This is a genomic window from Telluria sp. ZT3P26 (assembly GCF_059686035.1).
In genome coordinates this window covers 11282-35434 of record NZ_JCASII010000007.1, presented here as the reverse complement: position 1 = coordinate 35434, position 24153 = coordinate 11282, and the positions used below count along the sequence as shown (strand labels likewise).

Sequence of the window (24153 nt, the reverse complement as noted above, 5' to 3'; positions counted from 1 at the left end):
GGTACCCCTGCGCGGTTCCCCGGTCAACGAGCGTGACCCAATAACAGTACCCCGGGTGTCCCATGAACTTGTTCGAACATTTGGCCTTGCTGGCCGTGCTGGTGCTTGCGGCGGGCTTCCTGTCGCTCACCGAAATCTCGCTGGCAGGCGCCCGCAAAATCAAACTCAAATTGCTGGCCGAGGCGGGCGACGACCGTGCCCGCAAGGTCATGGCGCTGCAGGCGCATTCGGCCGATTTCTTCGCCGCCTCGCAGCTCGGCCTGAACGCCATTGCGATCCTGGGCGGTATCCTGGGTGAAGGGGCATTGCGCCCGTTCTTCCTCGAGTGGCTCTCCGTGTTCTATGCGGGCCCGGGGCGCGAGAACATCGCGTTCACGCTGTCGTTCGTGTTCGTCACGACGCTGTTCGTGCTGTTCTCGGACCTGATGCCCAAGCGCCTGGCCTTGATCTCTCCCGAAACGACGGCGATGGCGGTGATCCGCCCGGTGCTGTTCGTCATCCGCCTGTTCAAGCCGTTCTCGTGGACGCTGAACGTGATCGCCAACGGTTTGTTCAAGCTGTTCGGCATCAACATGACGCGCGAAGACCGCATCACGTTCGATGAAATCTCGGCCGTCGTGGAAGCAGGCGCGCAGGCTGGCGTGCTGCAAAAGCAGGAGCAGCACTTCATCGAGAACGTGTTCGAACTCGAGTCGCGCGCCGTGACGTCAACGATGACGACGCGCGAAAACATCGTGTTCTTCGACCTGACCGAGCCGGAAGAAAGCGTGCGCCAGAAGATCGCCGCACACTCGCTGTCGAAATTCCCCGTCTGCGACGGCGTGATCGACCGCGTGGTCGGCTATGTCGACACGCGCGACATCCTGGTGCGCCTCTTGAACAACCAGTCGCACTTCCACCTGAGCGAATCGACCATCCGCACGGTGCTGATCATCCCGGACAGCCTGACGCTGTCCGAACTGCTCGACCGCTTCCGCTCCAGCAAGGAGACCTTCGCCGTTGTCATCAACGAATATGCCTTCGTGGTCGGTGTGATCACGCTGTCGGACATCATGGTGACCGTGATGGGCCGCTGGGGCAGCCCGCTGGAAGCGGATCAGCAAACGATGCAGCGTGAAGATGGCTCATGGCTGATTGACGGCAGCACGCCGGTGGCCGAGATGAAGCGCGTGATCGACCTGCAGTCGCTGCCGGAAGAAGAGCGCTACGAAACGGCGGCCGGCTTCATGATGTTCATGCTGCGCAAGGTGCCCAAGCAGACCGACAGCGTCGAGTACGAAGGCATGCGCTTCGAGGTGCTCGACGTCGACCATCACCGCATCGACCAGATACTGGTCAAGCGCCTCGACCCGGGGCAGAAGGCGCTCGGGGCAGCGACGCCTGCCGCCCACTAGATTTGTTTTACAACTGTGCGAGACGCTCCAGCGCAAGCTGCAGCGTCTCGTCTTTTTTCGCGAAGCAGAAACGCACCACGCGCGATTCCTTTGGCTGGCTGTAGAACGCCGAAACAGGAATGGCGGCCACCTTGATCTCGCGCGTCAGCCATTCGGCAAACTCTGCTTCGCTCAGGCTTGATATCGCGTCGTAGCGCACGCACTGGAAGTAGGTGCCATCCGATGGCAGCAGTGTGAAGCGCGATTTGGCCAAACCGGCGCGGAACAGGTCGCGCTTGGCCTGGTAGAACGCGGGCAGGTCGCGCCACGGCGCCGGGGCGTGCAGGTAGGCCGCAATCGCGTGCTGCATCGGCGCGTTGACGCAAAAGACGTTGTACTGGTGGACCTTGCGAAACTCGACCATCAGGGCGGCCGGCGCGGCCACGTAGCCGATCTTCCAGCCGGTGACGTGGAAGGTCTTGCCGAAGCTCGAGACGACGAAGGCGCGTTCGGCCAGCGCCGGATGACGCGCTACCGACGCATGCGGCTCGCCGTCGAACACCATGTGCTCGTAGACTTCGTCGGACAGCACCAGGATCTGCGTGTCCTGCACGATCGCCACCAGCGCGTCGAGGTCGGCCTGGCGCAGGATCGTGCCGGTCGGGTTGTGCGGCGTGTTGATGACGACCATGCGCGTGCGCGGCGTCACCGCGGCCCGCACGTCATCCCATTCCACGCGGTAGCCATCGGCGTCCAGCCGCATCGTCACCGGCACCACCACGCCGCCTGCCAGCGCAATGGCCGGCGCATAGCAATCGTAGGCGGGTTCGATGACGATCACCTCGTCGCCCGGGTGCACGACGGCCAGGATCGCCGACTGGATCGCCTGGCTGGCGCCGGCGGTGACGGTGATTTCGGCGTTCGCATCGTAGCGGTGGCCGTAGGTGGTCTCGATCTTGGCCGCAATCGCCTGGCGCAGCGCCGGCAGGCCGGTCATTGGCGGGTACTGGTTATGCCCGGCGCGCATCGCCTCGGTCACCAGGTCGACCAGCGCCGGGTCGCACGCGAAATCGGGGAAACCCTGGCCCAGGTTGACGGCGCCATGGTCGATGGCCAGCTGCGACATGCGGGTGAACACGGTGGTGCCGACGTGCGGCAGGCGGGAGACCAGCGGTGGAAGGCTCATGAATGCATCCTGATCGAAAGCAGTAGGGGTAAAACCTTATTTTAGCGCGCCTTCGGCCCTGGCCTGGCGCCACGCGGCGACCCACACTTCCGGCAGCATGATGCGAAACAGGCCCGCCTGCGCCGTCTTGCGGCCGAGCTTGAGCAGCGCCTTGTCCTTGCTGATCAGGATCGACGCGCCGGCATCGCGCGCGAGCTCCATGAATTTCTGGTCGTCGCGGTCGGTGCACACGGGCAGGCGGATCGCCTTCGAATCGACGGCGACAACGCGCAGCAGGGCGTCGAAGCGCGCGGCGGCTGCCAGGCGGCTGTCGTCGTCCAGCGGCAGGTGCTTGTAATGCAGCACGGCCAGGTATTCGTCGCGGCAGTCGGCGCGCGTGATGGCGTCGATCTCGCGCGCCTCGATGGCGGCGAGCAGGTCGGCCCAGCGCGGATCGTGGAACACGAACAGGTCGAGCAGCACATTGGTGTCGATGACGATGGGTTGGGCTGGAGCGGTTATCATGTCGGTTGTTTATTTATGGAAAAGTTTCGTACGGCCATGCTGATTGTCCTGTCTCCTGCCAAGTCCCTCGATCTCGAATCGCCCCTGACCACGCCGCACCAGTCCACACCCGACTTCATTGCCCACGCGGGCGAACTGATCGAGGTCCTGCGCGGCCATTCGCCCGCATCGATCAGCGAACTGATGGACCTGTCCGACGCGCTGTCGATGCTCAACGTCGGACGCTATGCCCACTGGGACGCCGACCATGGCGAAGCGCGGCCGGCGATCATGTCGTTCAATGGCGACGTGTACACGGGATTCGACGCGCGCACGCTGACGGCGGATGCGCTGACGTTTGCCCAGCGCCACGTGCGTATCCTGTCGGGCCTGTACGGCGTGCTGCGGCCGCTGGACCAGATGCATCCGTATCGGCTGGAAATGGGCACCCGGCTGGCCACCCCGCGCGGCAAGGACCTGTATGCGTTCTGGGGCGAAACGATCACCACGGCCCTGAACCGGCAACTGGCCGAGACCGGCTCGACGGCGCTGGTCAACCTGGCGTCGACCGAGTACTTCAAGTCGGTCAAGCCGAAGCTGCTTGGCGCACCCGTCATCGAACCCGTGTTTCAGGACTGGAAGAACGGCAATTATAAAATTATCTCGTTCTACGCCAAGCGGGCGCGCGGGATGATGGCGCGCTATGCGACTGAGAACGGGATTACCGATCCCGAGGGGCTCAAGGACTTTGATGTGGATGGCTACGCGTTCGAGCCGGCGGCGTCAAACGAGCGCGCATGGGTATTCCGGCGCCGCATCGCCGACGCTATCGGGTAAACGTCGTAGGGTGGGCGGGTACCCCGCCCACGCGTTCAACCCGCCTTCGCATACCACAACGCGAGGTTGGTGTGAACGCGTGGACGGCACAGCCGTCCACCCTATTGGACTGCATCCTTCGGCGCCGCCTTGGCGCCACCCTTGGACCAGAACTTCCACCACGGCGCATCGCCGCGTGCGTTCGGATTCAGGAAGTAGCTGTCCGGATAGTTCAGCGCGAACACACGCTGTGTATCGTCGCGCAGCAGCGGCATGCCAAGCTTGTCGTACGAGCGGATCATGATGAACAACGCTTCTTCGCGCGCCGGGGCGTCGGTGTAGTTGGTCACCGCATCCTGGGCACGATTGAGTGCTGCCAGGTACGAGCCGCGGCGGTAGTAGTAATTCGCCACGTGCACTTCGTACTGGGCCATCGCATTGATCAGATAGCTCATGCGCTCGGTGGCATCGGCCGCGTACTTGCTGTTCGGGTACTTGTCGACCAGCGCCTTGAACGCCGCAAACGCTTCACGCGTTGCGCGCGGATCGCGCTCGGTCGGGTCCTGCGAGTACACGAAGCTGAAGAACCCGAGCTGATCGTTGAAATTGATCAGGCCACGCAGGTAATACATGTAGTCGACCTGGGGGTGGTTCGGGTGCAGCTTGATGAAGCGCTCGACCGCTGCCAGTGCTTGCGCCTGGTCAGCCGACTTGTAGTGGGCATACGCCACTTCCATCTGCGCTTGTGTTGCATACACGCCGAATGGGAAGTTGGTTTCGAGCCGCTGGAACAACGGGATTGCGGCTTCGTAGTGCCCACCTGCCATCTCTTCGCGCGCCTCAGCGTATAATTTCTCCGCCGACCAGTTTTTGGACTCGTCCTTGGCCTTTGGCAGCATACTGCATGCCGACAGACCGACGAGGGCGCAAGTAGCGACCAACACAGACAATTTTTTTTGCATAGCTTTTTGCAAGAAATGTTTTACCTAGATTCAACGAACGGCTGATTATAGCCGATGGGACTCACGTGATATTAACTCCTGCGCCGAATCCGGCGGATTTACCGATTGACCCTGATTTTGACGATGAACTGGAGATCGGGTTCGTCCCGTTGCCAGGCACCGATCTGTCGCCCATTACCCTGGCGCTGCAAGAAGAACACTGCGGCCAGCGCCTCGACAAGGTAGTGGCTGGCCTCGTGCCCCAGTTCTCGCGCAGCCGCTTGCAGCAATGGTTCGAAAGCGGCCACATCACGGTGGACGGCAAACCGGCCCGGGGCAAGGACACGGCCTATGGCGACGAAGCCATTGTCGTCGTGCCACAAGCTGCGCCTGAAGACACGGCGTTCGCGCCGGAAGCGATGGACCTCACCATCGTGTACGAAGACGACGACATCATGGTCGTCAACAAGCCGGCGGGCCTCGTCGTGCACCCGGGTTCCGGCAACTGGACCGGCACGCTGCTCAACGGCCTGCTGCATCACTGCCCGCAACTGGTCGGCGTGCCGCGCGCCGGCATCGTCCACCGTCTCGACAAGGATACCAGTGGCCTGATGGTGGTCGGCAAGACACTTGCTGCCCAGACCGACCTCGTGCGCCAGCTGCAGGCACGTACCGTCAAGCGCGAATACTTCGCGCTGGTGTGGGGCACGCCGCGCCTGTCGGGCACGATCGACAGCCCGATGGGGCGCGATGCCAAAGACCGCGTCAAGATGGCGGTCTCGAGCAGCCCGTTCGCCAAGCCGGCCATCACCCATTACGAGCGCGTCATTTCGGGCGAGCTCGATCGGCGTCCCGTCACGCTGGTGCGCTGCCGCCTCGAAACTGGCCGCACCCACCAGATCCGCGTGCACATGCAGTCGCTGGGCTTTTCGCTCGTCGGCGATGCTGTCTACGGCAAGCGTCACCTGACGCCGGTGTTCCCGCGCCAGGCGCTGCAGGCGCGCCGCCTGGGTCTCGTGCATCCCACCACCGGTGAGCAGTGCGAATGGACCGTGCCGCTGGCCGACGACTTCGCCGAGCTGATCGCGCGCGCAGGCATCGAAGAGCCGGAGCTGGGCGAGTTCGGCACGGCGACCGAGGATGCAGCGGACGACGACAACGGCGTCGTCACCTACCGCGCATGAGCACACTGGACCGGTCGGCCCTGGTCTGGCCCGATTGGCCTGACTTGCCGGCAACCGTCGGCGCGCTGGCGACCAGCCGCGATGGCGGCGTCTCCGTCGGTCCGTACGACGACGGCAAGGGTGGCGGGGGCCTGAATCTGGGCCTGCACGTGAACGACGCGCCTGACGCTGTCGCCGCCAACCGCGCCATGCTGCAAGGCTGGCTGCCGGGCCGTCCGGCCTGGATCGCCCAGGTGCATGGCGCCGATGTCGTCGACGCCGCCATCGTGGGGCCAGGCCAGCCGGTGCGCACGGGCGACGCCAGCATCGCAACAACACCTGGCGTCGTCTGCGCCATCCTGACTGCCGATTGCCTGCCGGTGCTGTTTGCCGATCTGGATGGCAAGGTGGTGGGCGCGGCGCACGCCGGCTGGCGCGGCCTGGCCGGTGGGGTGCTGGGTGCCACCGTGCGCGCGATGCGCGCGGCCGGCGCCGGCGAGATCACGGCGTGGATGGGGCCGGCAATCGGGCCCGATGCGTTCGAGGTCGGCGACGACGTGGTGGCAGCCTTCGCCGCGGCGCTGCCCGGCGACGCAACACGTGCCTGCTTTACGGCCTACCCGGGTCGACCGGGTAAATATCTTGCCGACATGTTCACACTGGCACGCTTGACCTTGGCGCGTGACGGCGTCGACCGCGTGCATGGTGGCGGGCTGTGTACGGCCAGTGCGCCTGAGCGCTTTTATTCCTATCGCCGCGATGGCGTGACCGGCCGCCAGGCCAGTCTCATCTGGCTCAACCAGACCTGACGTGCGATGCGGTACGGCTCAGTCGCCGTCACCGCCGCCGTCATCCATGTCGTCTGCGGACGACTCACGCCGCGTAGCGACCTGACGCCTTGGCTGCTGCATTCGCCCGCGCTGCCGGCGCCGTTTCGCGCCAGTGATATAAAAAAGTATGGATAATGGCAGTGCGCAATAAAACGCGAACGTCATGATGCCGGCCACGACGGTCGGTTCGGTCGCCGCCATGAGCACCACAACGTATATCCAGGCAATGGCAACGATCCACATGCTGTAGTTCCTTGTTGTAGTTCCTGGTTGAAGAGACGCGATTCTAACAACGGATGCCCACATGAACATGCCTGATCCACAAGCACTTGCCGCTGCCTGGTTGACCCAATGGTCCGATCCCGCCGCATGGCAACCCTGGATGACGATGATGTCCACCATGCCAGCGATGCCCGCCCCGGGCGGCGCCGGTCCGCTGGCCGGCTTCCTGAAAGATGCCGGCGCCGGCATTGACACGGCGCGCATGGAAGCGATCCGCGACGATTATCTCAAGAAAGTAACGCAGCTGTGGCAAGACGTCATGCTGGGCAAGACGCCAGAGCTGAGCGACCGGCGCTTCGCCGCCGCCGAATGGCGCGGCAATCCGCTGTCGGCGTTTTCGGCGGCCTCGTACCTGCTGAATGCCGAATGCATGATGGCCATGGCCGACGCGGTCGAGGTCGGCCCGCGCGAGCGCCAGAAGCTGCGCTTCTCCGTCCAGCAGATGATCGACGCGATGTCGCCGGCCAATTTCCTGGCGACGAACCCGGAAGCGCAGCAGCACATGATCGAGACCCAGGGCGAAAGCCTGACCAAGGGCCTGGCCAATATGCTGAGCGACCTGCAGAAGGGCCGCATTTCGCAGTCCGACGAAGCGGCCTTCGAAGTGGGTCGCAATGTCGGCAACACGGCCGGCCAGGTCGTCTTTGAAAACGACTTGTTCCAGCTGATCCAGTACACGCCCGTGACACCGAACGTGCACAGCGTGCCGCTGGTGATGATCCCGCCGTGCATCAACAAGTTCTACATCCTCGACCTGCAGCCCGAAAATTCGCTGGTGCGGTACGTGGTGGCGCAGGGCCATACCGTGTTCATGGTGTCCTGGTGCAATCCGGACCGCAGCCAATCCCACTTGAAGTGGGACGATTATGTCGAAGACGGCGCAATCCGCGCGCTCGACGTTGTCGCCGAGATCACGGGGCAAGAAAAAGCGCACGTGTTCGGCTTCTGCGTCGGCGGCACCATTGCCGCGACCGCGCTGGCCGTGCTGGCTGCGCGCGGGCGCCAGCCGGCCGCCAGCCTGTCACTGCTGACGACGCTGCTGGACTTTTCGGATGCCGGCGTGCTCGAAGTCTTCATTGACGAAACCCAGGTGGCGCTGCGCGAGCAGAAACTCGCCGCCGGCGGCCTGATGCCGGGCCGCGATCTGGCGACCACGTTTTCGTCGCTGCGCCCGAACGATCTGGTCTGGAACTACGTCCAGCAGAATTACCTGAAGGGCAAGGAGCCGCCGGCATTCGACCTGCTGTACTGGAATGCCGACAGCACTAATCTGCCGGGCCCGATGTTCTGCTGGTACTTGCGCAATATGTACCTGGAGAACAAGCTGAAGCAGCCGGGCGCGCTGACGGTGTGCGGTGTCCCGGTCGACCTGGGCGCCATCGATGCGCCGGTATTCGTGTACGGCTCGAAGGAAGACCATATCGTGCCGTGGACGGCGGCCTTTGCCTCGATGCAGCTGCTCAATCCCCGGAACCCGAAAGCGAACCGCTTCGTGCTGGGCGCGTCGGGCCATATCGCCGGCGTCATCAACCCTGCCTCGAAAAACAAGCGCAGTCACTGGGTCAACGACAAGGGCGGCAAGTCGCGTCCGAAGACGGACGCTGCCTGGTTCGAGAGTGCTGCAGAGCACAAAGGCAGTTGGTGGCCGGCGTGGGCGAACTTCCTTGCCGAGCATGGCGGCGCGCAGGTGCCGGCCCCTGTCGCTGCCGGCAGCAGCGACCATCCACCGTCGGAGCCAGCGCCGGGGCGCTACGTGCAGGTCAGGGGCGACTGACAATCGGTGTCATGTATTGACATAAAAGCCATACTTGTGATGCATCTGGTAATTGCTGCAACCGCCACAATTGCGTGGTAAGGTGTCTGGTATCCCCACGGTCGATCCGGCCGTGGATGGGTGGAGACCAGTCGGCCACGCCGGCCAGAATAATCATAAGTGCGCGGCTCATGAAGCGGCGCCGCAAACCATGGAAACAGAGATGAGCAGTGTGAAGAAGAGTGCAGAACGCCTGATCAAGAAATATCCGAACCGTCGCCTGTACGACACGCAGACCAGTTCCTATATCACGCTGTCGGACGTCAAGCAGCTGGTGCTCGACGCCGACGACTTCACCGTGGTCGACGCCAAGAGCAGCGAAGACCTGACCCGCGCGATCCTGCTCCAGATCATTCTTGAAGAAGAAGCGAACGGCGTGCCGATGTTCTCGAGCTCGGTCCTGTCGCAGATCATCCGCTACTACGGCCACGCGATGCAGGGCATGATGGGCTCGTACCTGGAAAAGAACGTCCAGGCCTTCACCGACATCCAGAACAAGTTCACCAGCAACGCTGCCGGCGCCATCGAGGGCAAGCCATTCAGCCCCGAGATGTGGACCCAGTTCATGAACGTCCAGGGCCCGATGATGCAGGGCATGATGAACAACTACATCGACCAGAGCAAGAACCTGTTCATCCAGATGCAGGAACAGATGCAGAGCCAGAGCAAGGCGATGTTCGGCGTGTTCCCGTTCCCGGGCATGACCCCACCGCCGACCGACAAGAAATAAACCACCCGGTATTCGGGCACCAGGGCCTCACCTTCGAGGCCCGGTTCAGGTACAATCGCGGATTGCCCAAACACTTTTCCGCTGCCCATGACTGAACTTCGTCGTAGTCCTTCCGCCAACTCCAGCAGCGTGGCTGCCGCAGCCAAGGCGCCCGCTATCATCATTCCGGCGCCAATGCCCGGTGTGGTCGCGCCGAAGGTCGGCTTTGTCTCGCTTGGCTGCCCGAAAGCGCTGGTCGATTCCGAGCAGATCCTGACCCAGTTGCGCGCCGAAGGCTACCAGACCGCCAACTCGTACGACGGGGCGGATCTCGTCATCGTCAACACCTGCGGCTTCATCGATGCTGCCGTGCAGGAGTCGCTCGACGCGATCGGCGAAGCGCTGGCCGAAAACGGCAAGGTGATCGTCACCGGCTGCCTGGGCGCCAAGAAAGACGCCGCGGGCGACGACATCATCACCAAGGTGCATCCGAAGGTGCTGGCTGTGACCGGCCCGCATGCGCTGGCCGAGGTGATGGACTCGGTCCACCTGCACCTGCCGAAACCGCACGATCCGTTCATTGACCTGGTGCCGGACCACGGCGTCAAGCTCACGCCGAAGCACTACGCCTACCTGAAGATTTCCGAAGGCTGCAACCACCGCTGCAGCTTCTGCATCATCCCGTCGATGCGCGGCGACCTGGTGTCGCGCCGCATCGACGAAGTGCTGGTCGAAGCCGAGAACCTGTTCAAGTCGGGCGTCAAGGAACTGCTCGTGATCTCGCAGGACACCAGCGCCTACGGCGTGGACGTCAAGTTCCGCACCGGTTTCTGGAATGGCCGCCCGATCAAGACGCACATGACGCAGCTGGTCGAAGCGCTGGGCCAGCTCGCGCGCCAGTACGACGCGTGGGTGCGCCTGCACTACGTCTATCCATACCCGCACGTCGACCATGCGATCCCGTTCATGGGCGATGGCCATGTGCTGCCGTACCTCGACATCCCGATGCAGCACGCGCACCCGGATGTCCTGAAACGCATGAAGCGCCCGGCCAGCGGCGAGCGCAATCTCGAGCGCATCCTGAAATGGCGTTCGATGAATCCGGACCTGACGATCCGTTCGACCTTCATCGCCGGCTTCCCGGGCGAGACCGAGGCCGAATTCGAGTACCTGCTCGACTTCCTGAAAGAAGCGCAGATCGATCGCCTGGGTTGCTTTGCCTATTCGCCGGTCGAAGGCGCAACGGCCAACCTGCTCGACAATCCGGTACCGGAAGAAGTGCGTGAAGAGCGCCGCGCGCGCGTCATGCTGCTGCAAGAAGAAATCTCGGCCAAGCGCCTGCAGGCCAAGGTCGGCAAGACGCTGCGCGTGCTGATCGACGAAGTGGGCGCGCGTGAAGCTATCGGCCGCTCCAGCGCCGATGCACCGGAAATCGATGGCGTCGTGCACATCAAGCGGCCGCTCGTGCCGGGCAAGAGCAAACTGGTCGTCGGCCAGTTCGCCGATGTCGTCATCACGAAGGCCGATGCGCACGATCTGTGGGCCAATCCCGTCTAAGCTGCTAAGCCCATGAGCGCCAAGTCGATCCAGACCACGCTGGTGCATAGCGACTATGTCGCACCGGCGGGGTTCGATGCCTTCCCGCCGGCGACGCACCGCGCGTCGACCGTGCTGTTCGCGAACACGGCGGCGATGCGCGCGAGCCAGTGGAAAGACAAGACCGCCTACACCTACGGCTTGCATGGCACACCGACCACGTTCACGCTCGAAGGCAAGCTGGCCGAGATCGAGGGCGGCAATCACTGCCTGCTCACGCCGTCGGGCCTGGCCGCGATCGCGATGGTCGATTTTGCACTGCTCACAAGCGGCGACGATGTGCTGTTGCCCGAGAACGTCTACAATCCGAACCGTGAACTGGGCCGCTGGCTCAGCGCGGATTTCGGCGTCACCGCGCGCTACTACGATCCGATGATCGGTGCCGGCATCGCCGCGCTGATCCAGCCGAACACCAAGCTGCTGTGGGCCGAGGCGCCGGGCTCGGTGTCGATGGAAGTGCCCGATCTGCCGGCCCTGTGCCACGCGGCGCACGCGCGGGGCGTGCTGGTAGCGCTCGATAACACGTGGTCGGCGGGCCTGGCGCTGCGCGGGTTCGACCTTGGCGCCGACATCGTCATGCATGCGCTGACCAAATACCAGTCCGGCGGGGCCGACCTGTTGATGGGCGCGGTGATCACGCGCGACCGGGCGCTGAACGACCGGCTGGCGCTGGCGCACATGCGCCTGGGCCTGGGCGTGAGTCCCGACGATGCGTACCTGGTGCAGCGCGGCTTGCCGACGATGAAGATGCGCTTCGAGCGGCACGACGCCAGCGCGCGCGAGCTGGCCGCCTGGTTCAAGGCGCGGCCCGAGATCGCGAAGGTGCTGCATCCGGCGTTCGAGGATTGCCCCGGCCATGCGTTCTGGCAGCGCGACTTCACGGGCGCGGGCGGCCTGTTCTCGGTGGTGTTCGATGCGCGCTTCGACGAGGCGCAGGTCGATCGCATGGTCGATGCGCTGACGCTGTTCGGCATCGGCTATAGCTGGGGTGGGCCGAACAGTCTCGTGATGCCGTACCGGATTAGCAGCTTGCGTGACCGGTGGGAGGGCGGGGTGCTGGTGCGCTTCAATGTGGGGCTGGAAGACCCGGCCGACCTGATCGCCGATCTGGCACGGGCCTTCGATACGTTGTGAACAATGGGGCCGCTGGCCCCATTTCTTTATACGGGCATCGCGCGGTTGTTGTTCAGGTCAATGAAGCCGCGGATCAGGCGATACGCTTTCCAGACCCACACGACGAACCAGACGACCCAGGCGCCCGGGATTCCGATAATGGTGGCAAACAACACGGCGCCAACCGCCATCCACACGACGTACCACCAGAACGAGCGGATCATCCACGTGTGATGGCTGTAGACCATCGTGCCAACGGTTTCCGGGCGCTTGATGTAGTTGACGATCACCGGCACGATCGACAGCATGCCGAGCGAAAAGAAGAACGTCAGCGCATGGATCACATACAGGATGCGCGCCCAGTGCTTGCTGTCTTCAACGCTTCGTTCCAGAATCAGTTCTTGCGACATACCGTCTCCTGTTACGGGGCCAACCCCCTTTGTTGCCATTGTAGCAGCACGATCCCCGGTGGCTGCCTCTCCGTTTTACCCGATGTGCTGGCGCACCCAGGCGCTCAGGCGCACTGCATCCATCGCGCCGGACTGGCGTGCGATTTCGCGGCCGCCCTTGAACAGGGCCAGCGTCGGGATGCTGCGGATCGCAAAGCGCGCCGACAGGTCCTGCGCGCGCTCGGTGTCCACTTTCAGCAGGCGCACCGCCGGCTCGAGTTGTCCGGCTGCCTGGGCATACGCCGGCGCCATCATCTTGCACGGGCCGCACCATTCGGCCCAGAAGTCCACCAGCACGGGGATGTCGTTGCGGCCGATATGCCGTTCAAAACGCGCGCTGTCGACATCCAGCGGGCGCCCCGTGAACAGCGGCTGCGCGCACTTGCCGCAGGTCGGCGCGTCCTGCAGGCGTGACTGCGGCATGCGGTTGACGGCGTCGCAGTGCGGGCAAACGATGTGGGTTGGTTCGGTCATGCTGGCATCCTCCGGTCGATATGATGTCGTTATTGTAAGCGGGGGCCGGCATGGGCGTCGCCTGCACGTCGCCAGCCTTGCCATGCGCCGCGCGCTGCCTTCGCTCGGTAGAATGGTTGCAATAATATAAATGAGACGATCGCATGCCTGAGCAGAATATGCCCGGCCGCCTGCTGACCGGTTGCGCCGGCTGGAGCCTTGCAAGCAAGGACTTCGGCGCGTTTCCGGCGGAAGGCAGCCACCTCGAGCGGTATGCCGCCGTGTTCCCGGCAGTGGAAATCAATTCGTCGTTCTACCGGCCGCACAAACCCGAGACCTATGCGCGCTGGGCCGCCAGCGTGCCTGAGCACTTCCGCTTCTCGGTCAAGGTGCCGCGCGCGATCACGCACGACGCCCGGCTGCGTGATGTCGACGCGCTGCTCGACCGGTTCCAGGGCGAGGCCGGCATGCTGGGCGACAAGCTGGGCTGCCTGTTGATCCAGCTGCCCCCGCGCTTTGGTTTCGACGACGTGCTGGCGCATGCATTCTTCGGGCAGGTGCGTGCGCGTTTCAGCTGCAGCATCGCGTTCGAAGCGCGGCACGCAAGCTGGTTTTCGGAGGCCGCCACGGCGACATTGCGGGAGTGCGGCGTGATCCGTGTGATCGCTGACCCTGCCGCGGGCCAGCCCGGGGACCACGTGCCGACGAGCGATACCGAGGTCTACATACGGCTGCACGGCGCGCCACGCATCTATTATTCGGCGTATCCGGACGAGGAGATTGCCCGCTGGCGCAGCCACATCGATCGCGATCTGGGGGCGGGTCGGACTGCGTGGTGCATCTTCGATAATACCGCCGAGGGCGCCGCCGTGCCCAATGCGCTCGAACTGTTGGGGCGGGATGGCGATAACTCGGGTGGCCGGGGCAGGGTAGAATCAGCAGGTCACAACGTCATGGCGCCACCCGTGTGAACGTATCCAGTACCGTCCAGTCAGAGTCGGGCCCAATCGCCGGCAGTGTCGCTGCCGCCGTGCCCCTGCGTGTCGAGTGCCCACCAGGCGCCTGCGTCTGCGACCGCGCGCGCGTTCTGGCCGACCCGGAACTGGACCAGCGCCCATTGATGATCACGCGCCAGCAAGAGCTCAAGCTCATCGAACGGATCGAGCGCATCGACAGTTTCGCCGACCTGCAGCACGTGCAGGCGCTGATCCACAAGAACATCGGCGCGACGCTGCACATCGCGCCGGGACCGAACGAAGTGCGCAGCGTGCGCGGCATCGTGATCGTGCTGGAAGACCGCCCCGGTCTGTGCAAAAAAGTGCGGCAGTCGGTACCAGCCGCGGTGCGGCGCTGCCTGAACCTGCGGCCCGAGATCGCCTGGGCCATTCTCGACGCGCACGACCTGTTCGGCAGTTAATCCACAAACCGCGTTTGCGCGGCAGATTGTACAGTCGAGGTCAAAGCCGGGCTTACAAAGCCGGGGTCAGGTCTGACATTCGGACACGGCCTCAGCCTTAGAGCCGGGGTCAGGTCTGACATTCTGAGAGCCGGGGTCAGGTCTGACATTCGGACACGACCTCAGCCTTGGCCATTTAAAATGGTACCTTGATCAGCATTAGCATTGCCCGGTGCCAGCGGGGTTTGACTACCCTGTTGTCGAGATCGTGTCCGAATGTCAGACCTGACCCCCGCTCTTTCCCGGGCACATGCGTTTGAGTGAAGCAGCGAAACAGTATGAAAGAGACATGACATGTTCGAAGAATGCACATGGCTTGAAACGCCACCCGAATATCAGATCGACCGAGACACACTGAAAGTCGTCACCAGCGAAAACACGGACTTCTGGCGCATCACCGAATACGATTTTATTCACGACAATGGCCATTTCTTTGGCAGACCTGTCGATCATGCGTTCACCGCCCAACTGCACGTGCGGGCGGATTTTCAGGCGTTGTACGACCAGGCGGGTTTGATGGTGAGGATCGACGAGACCCGCTGGATCAAGATCGGTGTGGAGTTCTCGGACGGTCAATTGATGCTCAGTACCGTGTTGACGAACGAAAAGTCTGACTGGGCGGTAATGCCTGCGCCATCCATCAGTGACGGGTTCTGGATCCGCGTCACCATTGGTTCCGGCACCGTCAGGGCGCAGTATTCGGTTGATGGCATCGTCTGGCCATTACTGCGCCTGGCGCCGTTTCCTGTCGCCGACCTTTATCTTGTCGGCCCCATGTGCTGCACGCCCAAGCGTGGCGGTCTGGAGGTACAGTTCAGCAAGTTCTCGGTGCAGCCAGCACTGCAGAAAGATTTGCACGATTTGTCGTAAGCGCGACGACGCGGCACAGCCGGGGTCAGGTCTGACATTCAGACACAAACTCAGCCTTATCCACGTTCAATGGCTTCTCGAGTAACAGTAGAATGGCTTGGTGCCATCTTGTTTCGACAGCCAACTGTCGAGATCGTGTCCGAATGTCAGACCTGACCCCGGCTTTTTTGCTGGTTTCGACAACCAACTGTCGAGATCGTGTCCGAATGTCAGACCTGACCCCGGCTTTTTTGCATGAAAAAAGCCGGCATTTGCCGGCTTTGCTGTGCATTATCTGCGGTACGGGAAGTGGGTCCCGATGCTGCCACCCCAGCCCCGGCCACGGTGGCCGCGCCAGCTGCTGCGGCCGAAGTCGAAGCCCAGCCCGATCGAGATTGGCGGGTACCAGTAGTTTGGCTGCTCGACATATACCGGCTGCGGGACGTAGACAGGCTGCTGCTGGATATATACGGGTTGCTGCTGGACGTAGACCGGCTGCTGCGGCGTGTAATAGGGCGTCGAGTACGTGGTTGCGGGTAACGGGGTCGAAGTGACGGTGGGCCCGCCCGACGATGCCACACGCGCGCCAGTGCCGATTGGCACTGGCGTCACGGACACAACGCGCCATTGGCTCGGGTCAGCCGGTTGGGCGTAACCCTGGTTGCTGTAATAGGGGCCGGGCGCGGCGCAGCCGGCCAGCGCGCCCAGAGACACGATAATGATGGCGAGATTTTTCATGGCGCTCCTCCTGATCAACCCATCATACGAGCTTGCTGGCAAGGCGGCGCACGGTTTTACAAGGTGTTACAGCGAGCAGACATCCGGCGCGTGGGCGCCGTCGCTCATTACCTGAGAATCGTCAGCAAGCCATCCAGCCCGGAAAAATTCAGCGCCACATCGGCCTGCGCACGCACGACCGGCTTGGCGCGAAACGCCACCGACAGCCCGGCAATGCTCATCATCTTCAGGTCGTTGGCGCCGTCGCCCATGACGACCGCCTGCGATGGCGCGATACGCAGTTCCGCGCACACGCGTTCGACGGTGCGCTTCTTTTCCTCGGCATCGACGATTCCGCCGACGACCCGCCCGGTCAGCTTGCCATCTTCGATCTCCAGCACGTTCGCGTGCGTGTAATCCAGGCCGAGACGCGCGCCGAGCCGCTCGGTGAAGAAGGTGAAACCGCCCGACACCAGCAGCGTTTTGATACCAGCCGCCTGCACGGCGTGCAGCATCGCCTCGCCACCCGGCGAGATGCGCAGTCGCTCGTCGTACACCCGCTGCAACGCGCCCGCATCCAGTCCCTCAAGCAAAGCCACGCGGCGCCTGAGGCTTTCCGAAAAATCGAGTTCGCCCCGCATCGCCGCCTCGGTGATCTCGGACACTTGTGGCTTGAGGCCCTGCATGTCGGCGATTTCGTCGATGCACTCGATCGTGATCAGCGTGGAGTCCATGTCCATCGCCACCAGGCGCACATCCGCGAGCGAGCGGCCGACCGCGATGAAGGTGGCGTCCACGCCAGCCTCGAACGCTGCGGCGTCGACACGGGTTTTCAGGTCGGCGCTGAACGCCACGCCTTCGCAGCGCAGCGCATGCGCACCCACGTCCGTGGTGCGTTGCGGATTGGCCAGCTGCGCCAGGCGCGCCAGCGTGGCGGGATCGGCCTGCGGGCCTTGCAGCACCAGATTCATCGTCGTGTTCATGCGAGTAGTTGTTTGATGGTCTGTTTGATCTGGTTCACGCGTGCCGACAGGTCGGGCATGCTGGCCGTGATGCGCAGCTTGTCCTGGCCGGCCAGCTTGACGTGGCGGTTCTTCTGGATCAGCGTGATGATCTTGATCGGATCGATCGGCGGCTTTTCCATGAACTGCAGGCTGGCTGCTTCACCGTGGGCGTCGATCTTGACGATGCCCACGGCCTTGGCGGCGATGCGCAGCCGGTGCGTCTCGACCAGCGCTTTCACGGGCTCGGGCAGCTTGCCGAAGCGGTCGATCAGTTCTTCCTGCATGCTGTCGATGCGGTCAAGCGTTTCGCAATTGGCCAGGCGCTTGTAGATCGACAGGCGCTCGTGCACGTCGCCGCAGTAGTCGGCTGGCAGCAGCGCCGGTACGTGCAGGTTGATTTCGGTGGTCGACGACAGCGGCGCCGCCAGGTCGGGTTCCTTGCCGGCCTTGAGCGAGCGTACCGCCTCGTTGAGCATGTCCGAATACAGCTGGAAGCCGATTTCGAGCATCTCGCCGGACTGGTTCTCGCCCAGCACTTCACCCGCGCCCCGGATTTCCAGGTCGTGCATCGCCAGGTAGAAGCCGCTGCCCAGTTCTTCCATCTGCTGGATGGCGTCCAGGCGGCGCTGCGATTGCTTGGTCAGGTTCTGCACGTCGCTCACCAGGAGGTAGGCATACGCCTGATGGTGCGAGCGGCCCACGCGCCCGCGCAGCTGGTGCAGCTGCGCCAGGCCGAACTTGTCGGCGCGGTGCATGATAATCGTGTTCGCGGTCGGCACGTCGATGCCGGTCTCGATGATGGTCGTGCACAGCAGGATGTTGAAGCGCTGCGCCACGAAGTCGCGCATGACTTTTTCGAGGTCGCGCTCGTGCATCTGGCCGTGCGCCACGCCGATGCGCGCTTCCGGCAGCAGCTCCTGCAGCATCGCGCGGCGGTTTTCGATGGTGTCGACTTCGTTGTGCAGGAAGTAGATCTGGCCGCCGCGCTTGAGTTCACGCAGGCAGGCCTCGCGGATGATCGAGCCGTCTTCGCTGCGCACAAAAGTCTTGATCGCCAGGCGCTTTTGCGGCGCGGTGGCGATGATCGAAAAGTCGCGCAAGCCTTCCAGCGCCATGCCCAGCGTGCGCGGGATCGGCGTGGCGGTCAGCGTCAGCACGTCCACTTCGGCGCGCAGCGATTTCAGCGCTTCTTTCTGGCGCACGCCAAAGCGGTGCTCCTCGTCGATGATCACCAGGCCCAGGCGCGTGAACTTCACGTCGGGCGAGAGCAGCTTGTGGGTGCCGATCACGATGTCGAGCGTGCCGTCGGCCATGCCCTTGATCGCGTTGTTGATCTCCTTGCCGGTGCGGAAGCGCGACAGCTCGGCGATCTTCACGGGCCAGTCGGCAAAGCGGTCGGCGAAGGTCTGTGCATGCTGCTCGGCCAGCAGCGTCGTCGGCGCCAGGATCGCGACCTGCTTGCCGCCCATGACGGCGATGAACGCCGCGCGCAGCGCGACTTCGGTCTTGCCGAAGCCGACGTCGCCGCACACCAGACGGTCCATCGGGCGGCCCGACGTCATGTCCTTGATGACGTTGTGGATCGCCTCGGCCTGGTCGGGCGTCTCTTCGAAGCCGAAGCTTTGCGAGAAGTTTTCGTAGTCGACGTTCGAATATTCGAACGCGTGGCCCTGGCGCAGCGCGCGGCGCGCGTACAGGTTCAGGAGCTCGGCGGCCGTATCGCGCACCTGCTCGGCGGCCTTGCGCTTGGCCTTTTCCCACTGGCCCGAGCCGAGCGAATGTAGCGGCGCGTCTTCGGCCGCCGTGCCCGAGTAGCGCGCGATCACGTGCAGCTGCGACACCGGCACGTACAGCTTCGTGTCCTTCGCGTATTCCAGGTGCAGGAACTCGGTCTCGCCTTCGCCCAGGTCCATGCTGGTCAGGCCCATGTAGCGCCCGATGCCGTGGTTGATGTGCACGACCGGGTCGCCGATCTTCAGCTCGGACAGGTCGCGCACCATCGACTCGACCTGGCTCGTCGCTTCCTGCTTCTTCTTGCCGGCGCGCCGGCCCGAACCGGCATACAGCTCGGTCTCGGTGATGAAGACCAGGTGGCCGGCGCCCGCATCGAGTAGCTCGAAGCCGGCCTGCAGCGGCGCGACGCCCAGCGCCAGACGGGCATCGCTCGCGCGGAAGCCCTCGAAGCCTTCGACCGGTACCAGATCGAGCCTGTATTCGCTGAAGTACTGCTGCAGCGTTTCGCGCCGGCCGGCCGAATCGGCGCAGATCATCACGCGCGTGTCGCTGCGTTCGAGGTAGGTACGCAGGCTGGCCAGTGGATCGTCCAGGCGGCGGTTGACGGCGACGTCGGGAATCGGTGCGGACAGCTCGGACGCCGGTGCCAGCGGGTCGCGCGCGATATTCCAGCGGCCGTGCGGCTTGATGCAGGTGAACAATTGCTCGGCGCTCAGGAACAGTTCGGTCGGTTCCAGGATCGGGCGCTCACGGTCGCTTTTCAGGAAGCGGTAGCGCGACTCGGTGTCCATCCAGAAGCGGTTGATGGCGCCTTCGATATCGCCGACCAGTGCCAGTGGCGTGCCGTCGGGCAGGTAGTCCAGCAGCGTCGACGTCGTGTCGAAGAACAGCGGCAGGTAGTACTCGATACCGGCCGCGGCGATGCCGTTGCCGATGTCGCGGTAGATCGGCGAGCGTGACGGGTCGCCCTCGAAGCGTTCGCGCCAGCGGCCGCGAAAGCCTGTTCTTGCCGCTTCGTCCATCGGGAATTCGCGGCCCGGCAGCAGGCGCACTTCGCGCACCGGGTACAGCGAGCGCTGGGTGTCGGCATCGAACGTGCGGATCGATTCGATCTCGTCACCGAACAGGTCAAGGCGATAGGGCAGGGCAGAACCCATCGGGAACAGGTCGATCAGGCCGCCGCGCACCGAATATTCGCCCGGCGACATCACCTGCGACACGTGCGTGTAGCCGGCCAGCGTGAGCTGCGCCTTCAGGCGTGCTTCATCGAGGCGCTCGCCCTGGCGGAAGAAGAACGTGTACGCGGCCAGGAACGACGGCGGCGCCAGGCGCACCAGCGCGGTGGTGGCCGGCACCATCAGCACGTCGCACTGGCCGTTGCGGATCTCGTGCAGCGTGGCCAGGCGTTCGGACACCAGATCCTGGTGCGGCGAGAACGCATCGTACGGCAGCGTTTCCCAGTCGGGCAGCAGGTGGCAGGCCAGCTTGCCGTCGGCGAACCACGGGATTTCATCGAGCAGGCGCTGGCCATCGCTGGCATTGGCCACGACGACGGTGAGCATCTGGCCCTGGGCCTTGAGCGCGAGGGCGGCAACCGCCAGCGCGTAGGCGTCGGACGAACCGTGGAGGAGCGGCAGGACGAAACGATGGCCTGCTTTGGGGAGGTGTTTCTCGAGGTCGAAAGGCATGCCGCGTGCTTGAGGTATCCGTGAAAAATGCGCTGGAAAGTGATGGACAATTATAGTCGAACGCGTGCTCTCCCGCCGCGCAGCGTGGAGATCGGCAGCTTGTCCTGAAGCCGGATCCCGGGCATGATTGCGCTAACATAAAAATGATGGAGATGCCATGCGCCCTGCTTACACAGTCTTGCCACTGCTTGTTTCGTTCCTGTTGAGCGCAGCGGCCAGCGCGGCACTGCCAGCGCCAGTGGTCCTGTTCGACAATGCGTCGCGACCCGGTGTCGACATCCTGGCGTTGGCGCCGGATACAACGCACCTGCTGGATGGCGAGAAGGTCACCGCCGACGCCGCGCTGCGCACCACCTTCCCGGACAGCGCCATCGAACTCGCGCGCAGCAAGCGGGCCGATGGCGGCGCCGCGCTTGCGCTGCAGTGGCGCCAGATCTGGAAAAGCGGCGTGGCGCTGCAGACGGCCCCGCAGGACCTGCGGCCATTCCTTGCGCGCGGTACGCTGGGCTTCGACCTGAAGGTCGATGCGCTGGGCGCCGGTGGCCTCGTGGTCAAGGTGGGATGCGGGGCTGGCTGCGAGCGCCAGGTGCCGTACGTACTTCCGGGGCGCGCCGCGCAGGGCAAGGGCTGGCAGCGCGTCGTGCTGGCGCTGTCGTGCTTCGCGCGCGACGGCGACGATTTCTCGCAGGTGGCCAGGCCGTTTGCACTGGAAGGCACGGGCAGCGGCCAGGTCAGCATCGCCAATGTGGTCATCGCACCGGGCGGCACGCCGAATACGGCTTGCCCGGACTGGCGCACGGTGGCGGTCACGCCGGCCAGGCTCGACGAAGCGTGGTCAATCGACTGGTGGCTGCCCCGTCATCGCCAGAAGCTGGCCGACGCGAAGCAGATGGTGCGCGAGGCCCGCAGCCCGCAACTGGTGTTCATCGGTGACTCGATCACACAGGGCTGGGAAAAGGAAGGGGCGCCCGTCTGGCAGGAGCGTTACGCGCGATTCGACGCGCTGGACCTCGGCTTCGGCGGCGACCGCACCGAGAACGTGTTGTGGCGGTTGCAGAACGGCGCCGTCGACGGTCTCGATCCGAAGGTGGCGGTGCTGATGATCGGCACCAACAACACCGGCTTGCGCGGCGATTTCGCGGCCAGCACGGTGGCGGGCATCCGCCGCACTCTCGACGAGATCAGGCACCGCCTGCCGCGCACGCGCATCCTGCTGGTGGCGATCTTCCCGCGCGATGCGACCCCCGAGAGCCCACTGCGGCGCACCAACGACGCGATCAACGCGCAATTGCCGGCGCTGGCCGATGGCAACCGGATCGTGTTCCTGGACGTGAACGGTGCGTTCCTGACGCCGGACGGCACGTTGAGCAAAGCGATCATGCCCGACCTGCTGCATCCGAACGAAGCGGGCTACGCGATCTGGGCGAAGGCAATGCAGCCTGAACTCGACCGCCTGATGGCGCTGCCGCGGCTCTAGGAACCCTCGACGATGCGCCGGTTGGCCACACCAAACGGCACGTGCACCATCGGCACCGTGCCGCCCGGGCCGGACTTGAGGTGGGTGAGCTGGTCGTCGAAGAAAATGTGCGGCTTGAACACCGACAGCACGCGCGCCTTGTCCATCCCGCCCAGGAAGAAGGTCTCGTCGGCCGAGACGCCCCAGCTGCCCAGCGTGGTGACGACGCGCTCGTGCGCCGGCGCGCTGCGCGCGGTGATGATGGCGATCCGCACAATCCGGCGGTAGTCCGGGTCGGCCTGCTGGGCGGCGTGTTCCAGCTGCTGCAGCATGGCCAGCTTGCGAAACATCCCGGCCAGCGGGCCTGGCTGGTGCGGGCGCGCCATGTGCAGGGTTTCATGGGCGTGGAATTCGCTCAGGTCGTTGTTGCGCTTGTAGACTGCTTCGGATTCATCATCGGCAATGACGCCGTCAAAGTCGAAGGCGACGCGCAGTTCGATGTCGGTGTCTTCATCGGCGATGCCCGATGGCAGCACTAGGCCGGCCGGGTAATCGACCGCGATCGCACTCTTGACGTCGTCCTCGTTCGCCGACAGGAACAGCGCCGTGTTGAAGGCCGGCAGATACGGATAGGGCGACTTGCCGCTCATGAACACGGCGCGCGAAATGTCCAGGCCATAGTGGGCGATCGAGCGCATCACGCGCAGGCCTGTTTCGGGCGAATTGCGCGAGAACAGCACCACCTCGACGGGCGCTTGCTGTGGAAAACACCGGTTCAGGCTCAGGAAGCGCCGGATGAACGGGAACGCGACGCCGCGCGCCAGGATCACGTCACGCTGGCGTTCCTGGTGGCTGCGGTAGGCTTCCGGCCCGTCGTCCAGATAGACTTGGTGCGAATCGGACAGGTCGAACAGGGCGCTGGAGGCGACACCGATCACGAGTTTTTCTTCGATGGGAAATGGCATTCAGGCGTCCTGGTGACCGGCGTGGTCAGTGTCGTTGAAGGAATCGTAGATCTGGCGCAGGCCTGCGGGCAGCGCCGCCACGGCAGCCACGAATGCCGGCTGCCCGCCCTGGGCCAGCATGTAAAGCTTGGCCAGGCCATCTGCCTCGCCCAGTGCGGCAGGCAGGCTGGCGGCGGGCGTCGCAGCATCGCCGATATGGGCAATCGCATGGACAATCGCCGGGGGCAGTTCCCACTGCCCCGCGATGCCCGCCGACATCTGGCGCGCCGCCTGCACCAGGCGCAGTCCGAAGGCGTCGCTGTCGGGCAAGCCGCCGCTCGGTACCAGGCCATCGATCACGCGCAGGGCCACGACCAGTCCAACGTTGTGCATCAGGCCCGCGAGATAGGCCTCGAACGGATCGGCGCCGTGACCCTCTGCCAGCAGGCTGGCGGCCTGCGCGCATTTCTCGGACTGGCTCCACAGTTGCGGCGCGACCAGGCGCGCCAGGCGGCTGGTCTGCAGGCTGATGATCCGCCGGAAGGCCACGCGCGCCAGCAGCATGCGCAAGCCGTTCTGCCCAAGCAGCAGCAGCGCGCCTTCCAGGTTGCGCACGGGTGCGCCGGGTTGGTAGTACGGGCTGTTGACTTCGCGGATCACCTCGGCCACCAGGACGGCGTCCTGTGCCACCAGGCGCGCGAGGCCGGCCGGCGAGCCGGTGTCGTCGCGCAGGCTGCGCAGCACTTGCGGAATCACGGCTGGCACGCGCGGAACGAGGGCGCTCGCTGCGAGTGGATCCCGTGCCAGCCGCGTCAACTCGTCGAGCACCAGGGTTTCGTCGCCCGCCGCGCCGGCAATGTGCGGCCCGGCCAGCCAGTGGAAGAACGCGAGATCCAGGTCCAGTGCCGGCTGGTCATCAAGAGCCGGCATGGACAGTGCATCGGCCGCAGGCAACGTGGACGGGGAAGGTGCGAGGTCGACCGGCCCTGCGGGCGCGGCGCCGAACAGGCGTGCGAGCCAGCGTTTCATGGGGAGGGAATCACAAAAGAGGTGGGCATGGCGCGATTCTACAGCGCCAATGCCGCGCACGACCGGGAG

At 64.3% G+C, this 24153-nt stretch carries 23 protein-coding genes; 12 read left to right on the top strand and 11 right to left on the bottom strand.

Features of this window, described 5'->3' with window-relative positions; all coding sequences use genetic code 11:
* The first annotated feature begins 62 nt into the window (after nucleotides 1-62).
* A complete protein-coding gene (gene paeA, locus AC56LN_RS20360) occupies nucleotides 63-1394 on the top strand; it encodes a polyamine export protein PaeA (protein ID WP_258837819.1) in 1332 nt (443 codons plus the stop codon).
* Between the two features lie 7 nt (nucleotides 1395-1401).
* Here paeA and AC56LN_RS20355 read toward each other — a convergent pair whose 3' ends face one another.
* The gene (locus AC56LN_RS20355; RefSeq protein WP_499574428.1) at nucleotides 1402-2559 is read right to left on the bottom strand and encodes a pyridoxal phosphate-dependent aminotransferase; all 1158 of its coding nucleotides are present in this window, start codon (nucleotides 2557-2559) and stop codon (nucleotides 1402-1404) included.
* A gap of 36 nt (nucleotides 2560-2595) precedes the next feature.
* Nucleotides 2596-3063: a putative toxin-antitoxin system toxin component, PIN family gene (locus tag AC56LN_RS20350; RefSeq protein WP_499574427.1), complete on the bottom strand. Its 468-nt coding sequence runs from the start codon at nucleotides 3061-3063 to the stop codon at nucleotides 2596-2598.
* Between the two features lie 36 nt (nucleotides 3064-3099).
* Between AC56LN_RS20350 and yaaA the strand changes: the two genes are divergently transcribed.
* Complete coding sequence (gene yaaA, locus AC56LN_RS20345; RefSeq protein ID WP_499574610.1) at nucleotides 3100-3879, top strand: peroxide stress protein YaaA; 780 nt, start codon at nucleotides 3100-3102, stop codon at nucleotides 3877-3879.
* Nucleotides 3880-3980: 101 nt separating this feature from the next.
* Here yaaA and AC56LN_RS20340 read toward each other — a convergent pair whose 3' ends face one another.
* A complete protein-coding gene (locus tag AC56LN_RS20340; protein WP_183551766.1) occupies nucleotides 3981-4820 on the bottom strand; it encodes an outer membrane protein assembly factor BamD in 840 nt (279 codons plus the stop codon).
* 65 nt (nucleotides 4821-4885) lie between these two features.
* Between AC56LN_RS20340 and AC56LN_RS20335 the strand changes: the two genes are divergently transcribed.
* Entirely contained in the window at nucleotides 4886-5983 is a 1098-nt protein-coding gene (locus AC56LN_RS20335) for an RluA family pseudouridine synthase (protein WP_482898522.1), read from the top strand.
* A complete protein-coding gene (gene pgeF, locus AC56LN_RS20330) occupies nucleotides 5980-6771 on the top strand; it encodes a peptidoglycan editing factor PgeF (protein WP_499574426.1) in 792 nt (263 codons plus the stop codon). Before AC56LN_RS20335 ends, pgeF begins: the two co-directional genes overlap by 4 nt.
* An 18-nt stretch (nucleotides 6772-6789) precedes the next feature.
* Here the strand turns inward: pgeF and AC56LN_RS20325 are convergent, their stop codons facing one another.
* Nucleotides 6790-7035: a hypothetical protein gene (locus AC56LN_RS20325; RefSeq protein ID WP_499574425.1), complete on the bottom strand. Its 246-nt coding sequence runs from the start codon at nucleotides 7033-7035 to the stop codon at nucleotides 6790-6792.
* Nucleotides 7036-7096: 61 nt separating this feature from the next.
* Between AC56LN_RS20325 and phaC the strand changes: the two genes are divergently transcribed.
* The 4 genes from phaC to AC56LN_RS20305 all read left to right on the top strand — a co-directional run bounded on the left by phaC (nucleotide 7097) and on the right by AC56LN_RS20305 (nucleotide 12326).
* A complete protein-coding gene (gene phaC / locus AC56LN_RS20320; RefSeq protein ID WP_499574424.1) occupies nucleotides 7097-8848 on the top strand; it encodes a class I poly(R)-hydroxyalkanoic acid synthase in 1752 nt (583 codons plus the stop codon).
* Nucleotides 8849-9050: 202 nt separating this feature from the next.
* Complete coding sequence (phaR, locus tag AC56LN_RS20315; protein WP_482898526.1) at nucleotides 9051-9617, top strand: polyhydroxyalkanoate synthesis repressor PhaR; 567 nt, start codon at nucleotides 9051-9053, stop codon at nucleotides 9615-9617.
* 174 nt (nucleotides 9618-9791) lie between these two features.
* A complete protein-coding gene (gene rimO, locus AC56LN_RS20310; protein WP_499574609.1) occupies nucleotides 9792-11153 on the top strand; it encodes a 30S ribosomal protein S12 methylthiotransferase RimO in 1362 nt (453 codons plus the stop codon).
* Between the two features lie 12 nt (nucleotides 11154-11165).
* Nucleotides 11166-12326 carry a cystathionine beta-lyase gene (locus AC56LN_RS20305; protein ID WP_499574423.1) on the top strand — a complete coding sequence of 387 codons (1161 nt, stop codon included), beginning with the start codon at nucleotides 11166-11168 and terminating at the stop codon, nucleotides 12324-12326.
* A gap of 26 nt (nucleotides 12327-12352) precedes the next feature.
* Here AC56LN_RS20305 and AC56LN_RS20300 read toward each other — a convergent pair whose 3' ends face one another.
* Together AC56LN_RS20300 and trxC are read right to left on the bottom strand one after the other, a co-directional pair.
* Nucleotides 12353-12715, bottom strand: coding sequence for a DUF4870 family protein (locus AC56LN_RS20300; RefSeq protein WP_499574422.1), 363 nt, complete (start codon nucleotides 12713-12715; stop codon nucleotides 12353-12355).
* A 75-nt stretch (nucleotides 12716-12790) separates the two neighbouring features.
* Complete coding sequence (gene trxC, locus AC56LN_RS20295; protein WP_499574421.1) at nucleotides 12791-13228, bottom strand: thioredoxin TrxC; 438 nt, start codon at nucleotides 13226-13228, stop codon at nucleotides 12791-12793.
* A gap of 143 nt (nucleotides 13229-13371) precedes the next feature.
* On the opposite strand from trxC, the gene AC56LN_RS20290 reads away from it, so the two are divergent.
* From AC56LN_RS20290 to AC56LN_RS20280, 3 genes are all read left to right on the top strand, one after another.
* Nucleotides 13372-14178, top strand: coding sequence for a DUF72 domain-containing protein (locus AC56LN_RS20290; protein ID WP_499574420.1), 807 nt, complete (start codon nucleotides 13372-13374; stop codon nucleotides 14176-14178).
* Nucleotides 14179-14237: 59 nt separating this feature from the next.
* The gene (locus AC56LN_RS20285) at nucleotides 14238-14624 is read left to right on the top strand and encodes a hypothetical protein (protein WP_499574608.1); all 387 of its coding nucleotides are present in this window, start codon (nucleotides 14238-14240) and stop codon (nucleotides 14622-14624) included.
* Nucleotides 14625-14957: 333 nt separating this feature from the next.
* Nucleotides 14958-15533, top strand: coding sequence for a DUF1349 domain-containing protein (locus AC56LN_RS20280; RefSeq protein ID WP_499574419.1), 576 nt, complete (start codon nucleotides 14958-14960; stop codon nucleotides 15531-15533).
* A gap of 270 nt (nucleotides 15534-15803) precedes the next feature.
* Here the strand turns inward: AC56LN_RS20280 and AC56LN_RS20275 are convergent, their stop codons facing one another.
* From AC56LN_RS20275 to mfd, 3 genes are all read right to left on the bottom strand, one after another.
* Entirely contained in the window at nucleotides 15804-16250 is a 447-nt protein-coding gene (locus tag AC56LN_RS20275) for a hypothetical protein (RefSeq protein WP_499574418.1), read from the bottom strand.
* Nucleotides 16251-16357: 107 nt separating this feature from the next.
* The gene (gene serB / locus AC56LN_RS20270; RefSeq protein ID WP_499574607.1) at nucleotides 16358-17200 is read right to left on the bottom strand and encodes a phosphoserine phosphatase SerB; all 843 of its coding nucleotides are present in this window, start codon (nucleotides 17198-17200) and stop codon (nucleotides 16358-16360) included.
* An 8-nt stretch (nucleotides 17201-17208) separates the two neighbouring features.
* On the bottom strand, nucleotides 17209-20655 hold the full coding sequence (gene mfd, locus AC56LN_RS20265) for a transcription-repair coupling factor (RefSeq protein ID WP_499574417.1): 3447 nt from the start codon (nucleotides 20653-20655) through the stop codon (nucleotides 17209-17211).
* 157 nt (nucleotides 20656-20812) lie between these two features.
* Here mfd and AC56LN_RS20260 point away from each other — a divergent pair, with 157 nt between their 5' ends.
* Nucleotides 20813-22132, top strand: coding sequence for a GDSL-type esterase/lipase family protein (locus AC56LN_RS20260; protein WP_499574416.1), 1320 nt, complete (start codon nucleotides 20813-20815; stop codon nucleotides 22130-22132).
* Here the strand turns inward: AC56LN_RS20260 and AC56LN_RS20255 are convergent.
* Together AC56LN_RS20255 and AC56LN_RS20250 are read right to left on the bottom strand one after the other, a co-directional pair.
* On the bottom strand, nucleotides 22129-23076 hold the full coding sequence (locus AC56LN_RS20255) for a 5'-nucleotidase (RefSeq protein WP_499574415.1): 948 nt from the start codon (nucleotides 23074-23076) through the stop codon (nucleotides 22129-22131). The two genes, AC56LN_RS20260 and AC56LN_RS20255, sit on opposite strands and share 4 nt — an antisense overlap.
* Complete coding sequence (locus AC56LN_RS20250) at nucleotides 23077-24084, bottom strand: HDOD domain-containing protein (protein ID WP_499574414.1); 1008 nt, start codon at nucleotides 24082-24084, stop codon at nucleotides 23077-23079.
* Nucleotides 24085-24153: the final 69 nt, after the last annotated feature.

Coding starts and splice junctions, on each gene's coding strand:
- paeA (WP_258837819.1), top strand. CDS start 63: ATGAACTTGTTCGAACATTTGGCCTTGCTGGCCGTGCTGGTGCTTGCG.
- AC56LN_RS20355 (WP_499574428.1), bottom strand. CDS start 2,559: ATGAGCCTTCCACCGCTGGTCTCCCGCCTGCCGCACGTCGGCACCACC.
- AC56LN_RS20350 (WP_499574427.1), bottom strand. CDS start 3,063: ATGATAACCGCTCCAGCCCAACCCATCGTCATCGACACCAATGTGCTG.
- yaaA (WP_499574610.1), top strand. CDS start 3,100: ATGCTGATTGTCCTGTCTCCTGCCAAGTCCCTCGATCTCGAATCGCCC.
- AC56LN_RS20340 (WP_183551766.1), bottom strand. CDS start 4,820: ATGCAAAAAAAATTGTCTGTGTTGGTCGCTACTTGCGCCCTCGTCGGT.
- pgeF (WP_499574426.1), top strand. CDS start 5,980: ATGAGCACACTGGACCGGTCGGCCCTGGTCTGGCCCGATTGGCCTGAC.
- AC56LN_RS20325 (WP_499574425.1), bottom strand. CDS start 7,035: ATGTGGATCGTTGCCATTGCCTGGATATACGTTGTGGTGCTCATGGCG.
- phaC (WP_499574424.1), top strand. CDS start 7,097: ATGAACATGCCTGATCCACAAGCACTTGCCGCTGCCTGGTTGACCCAA.
- phaR (WP_482898526.1), top strand. CDS start 9,051: ATGAGCAGTGTGAAGAAGAGTGCAGAACGCCTGATCAAGAAATATCCG.
- rimO (WP_499574609.1), top strand. CDS start 9,792: ATGCCCGGTGTGGTCGCGCCGAAGGTCGGCTTTGTCTCGCTTGGCTGC.
- AC56LN_RS20305 (WP_499574423.1), top strand. CDS start 11,166: ATGAGCGCCAAGTCGATCCAGACCACGCTGGTGCATAGCGACTATGTC.
- AC56LN_RS20300 (WP_499574422.1), bottom strand. CDS start 12,715: ATGTCGCAAGAACTGATTCTGGAACGAAGCGTTGAAGACAGCAAGCAC.
- trxC (WP_499574421.1), bottom strand. CDS start 13,228: ATGACCGAACCAACCCACATCGTTTGCCCGCACTGCGACGCCGTCAAC.
- AC56LN_RS20290 (WP_499574420.1), top strand. CDS start 13,372: ATGCCTGAGCAGAATATGCCCGGCCGCCTGCTGACCGGTTGCGCCGGC.
- AC56LN_RS20280 (WP_499574419.1), top strand. CDS start 14,958: ATGTTCGAAGAATGCACATGGCTTGAAACGCCACCCGAATATCAGATC.
- AC56LN_RS20275 (WP_499574418.1), bottom strand. CDS start 16,250: ATGAAAAATCTCGCCATCATTATCGTGTCTCTGGGCGCGCTGGCCGGC.
- serB (WP_499574607.1), bottom strand. CDS start 17,200: ATGAATCTGGTGCTGCAAGGCCCGCAGGCCGATCCCGCCACGCTGGCG.
- mfd (WP_499574417.1), bottom strand. CDS start 20,655: ATGCCTTTCGACCTCGAGAAACACCTCCCCAAAGCAGGCCATCGTTTC.
- AC56LN_RS20260 (WP_499574416.1), top strand. CDS start 20,813: ATGCGCCCTGCTTACACAGTCTTGCCACTGCTTGTTTCGTTCCTGTTG.
- AC56LN_RS20255 (WP_499574415.1), bottom strand. CDS start 23,076: ATGCCATTTCCCATCGAAGAAAAACTCGTGATCGGTGTCGCCTCCAGC.
- AC56LN_RS20250 (WP_499574414.1), bottom strand. CDS start 24,084: ATGAAACGCTGGCTCGCACGCCTGTTCGGCGCCGCGCCCGCAGGGCCG.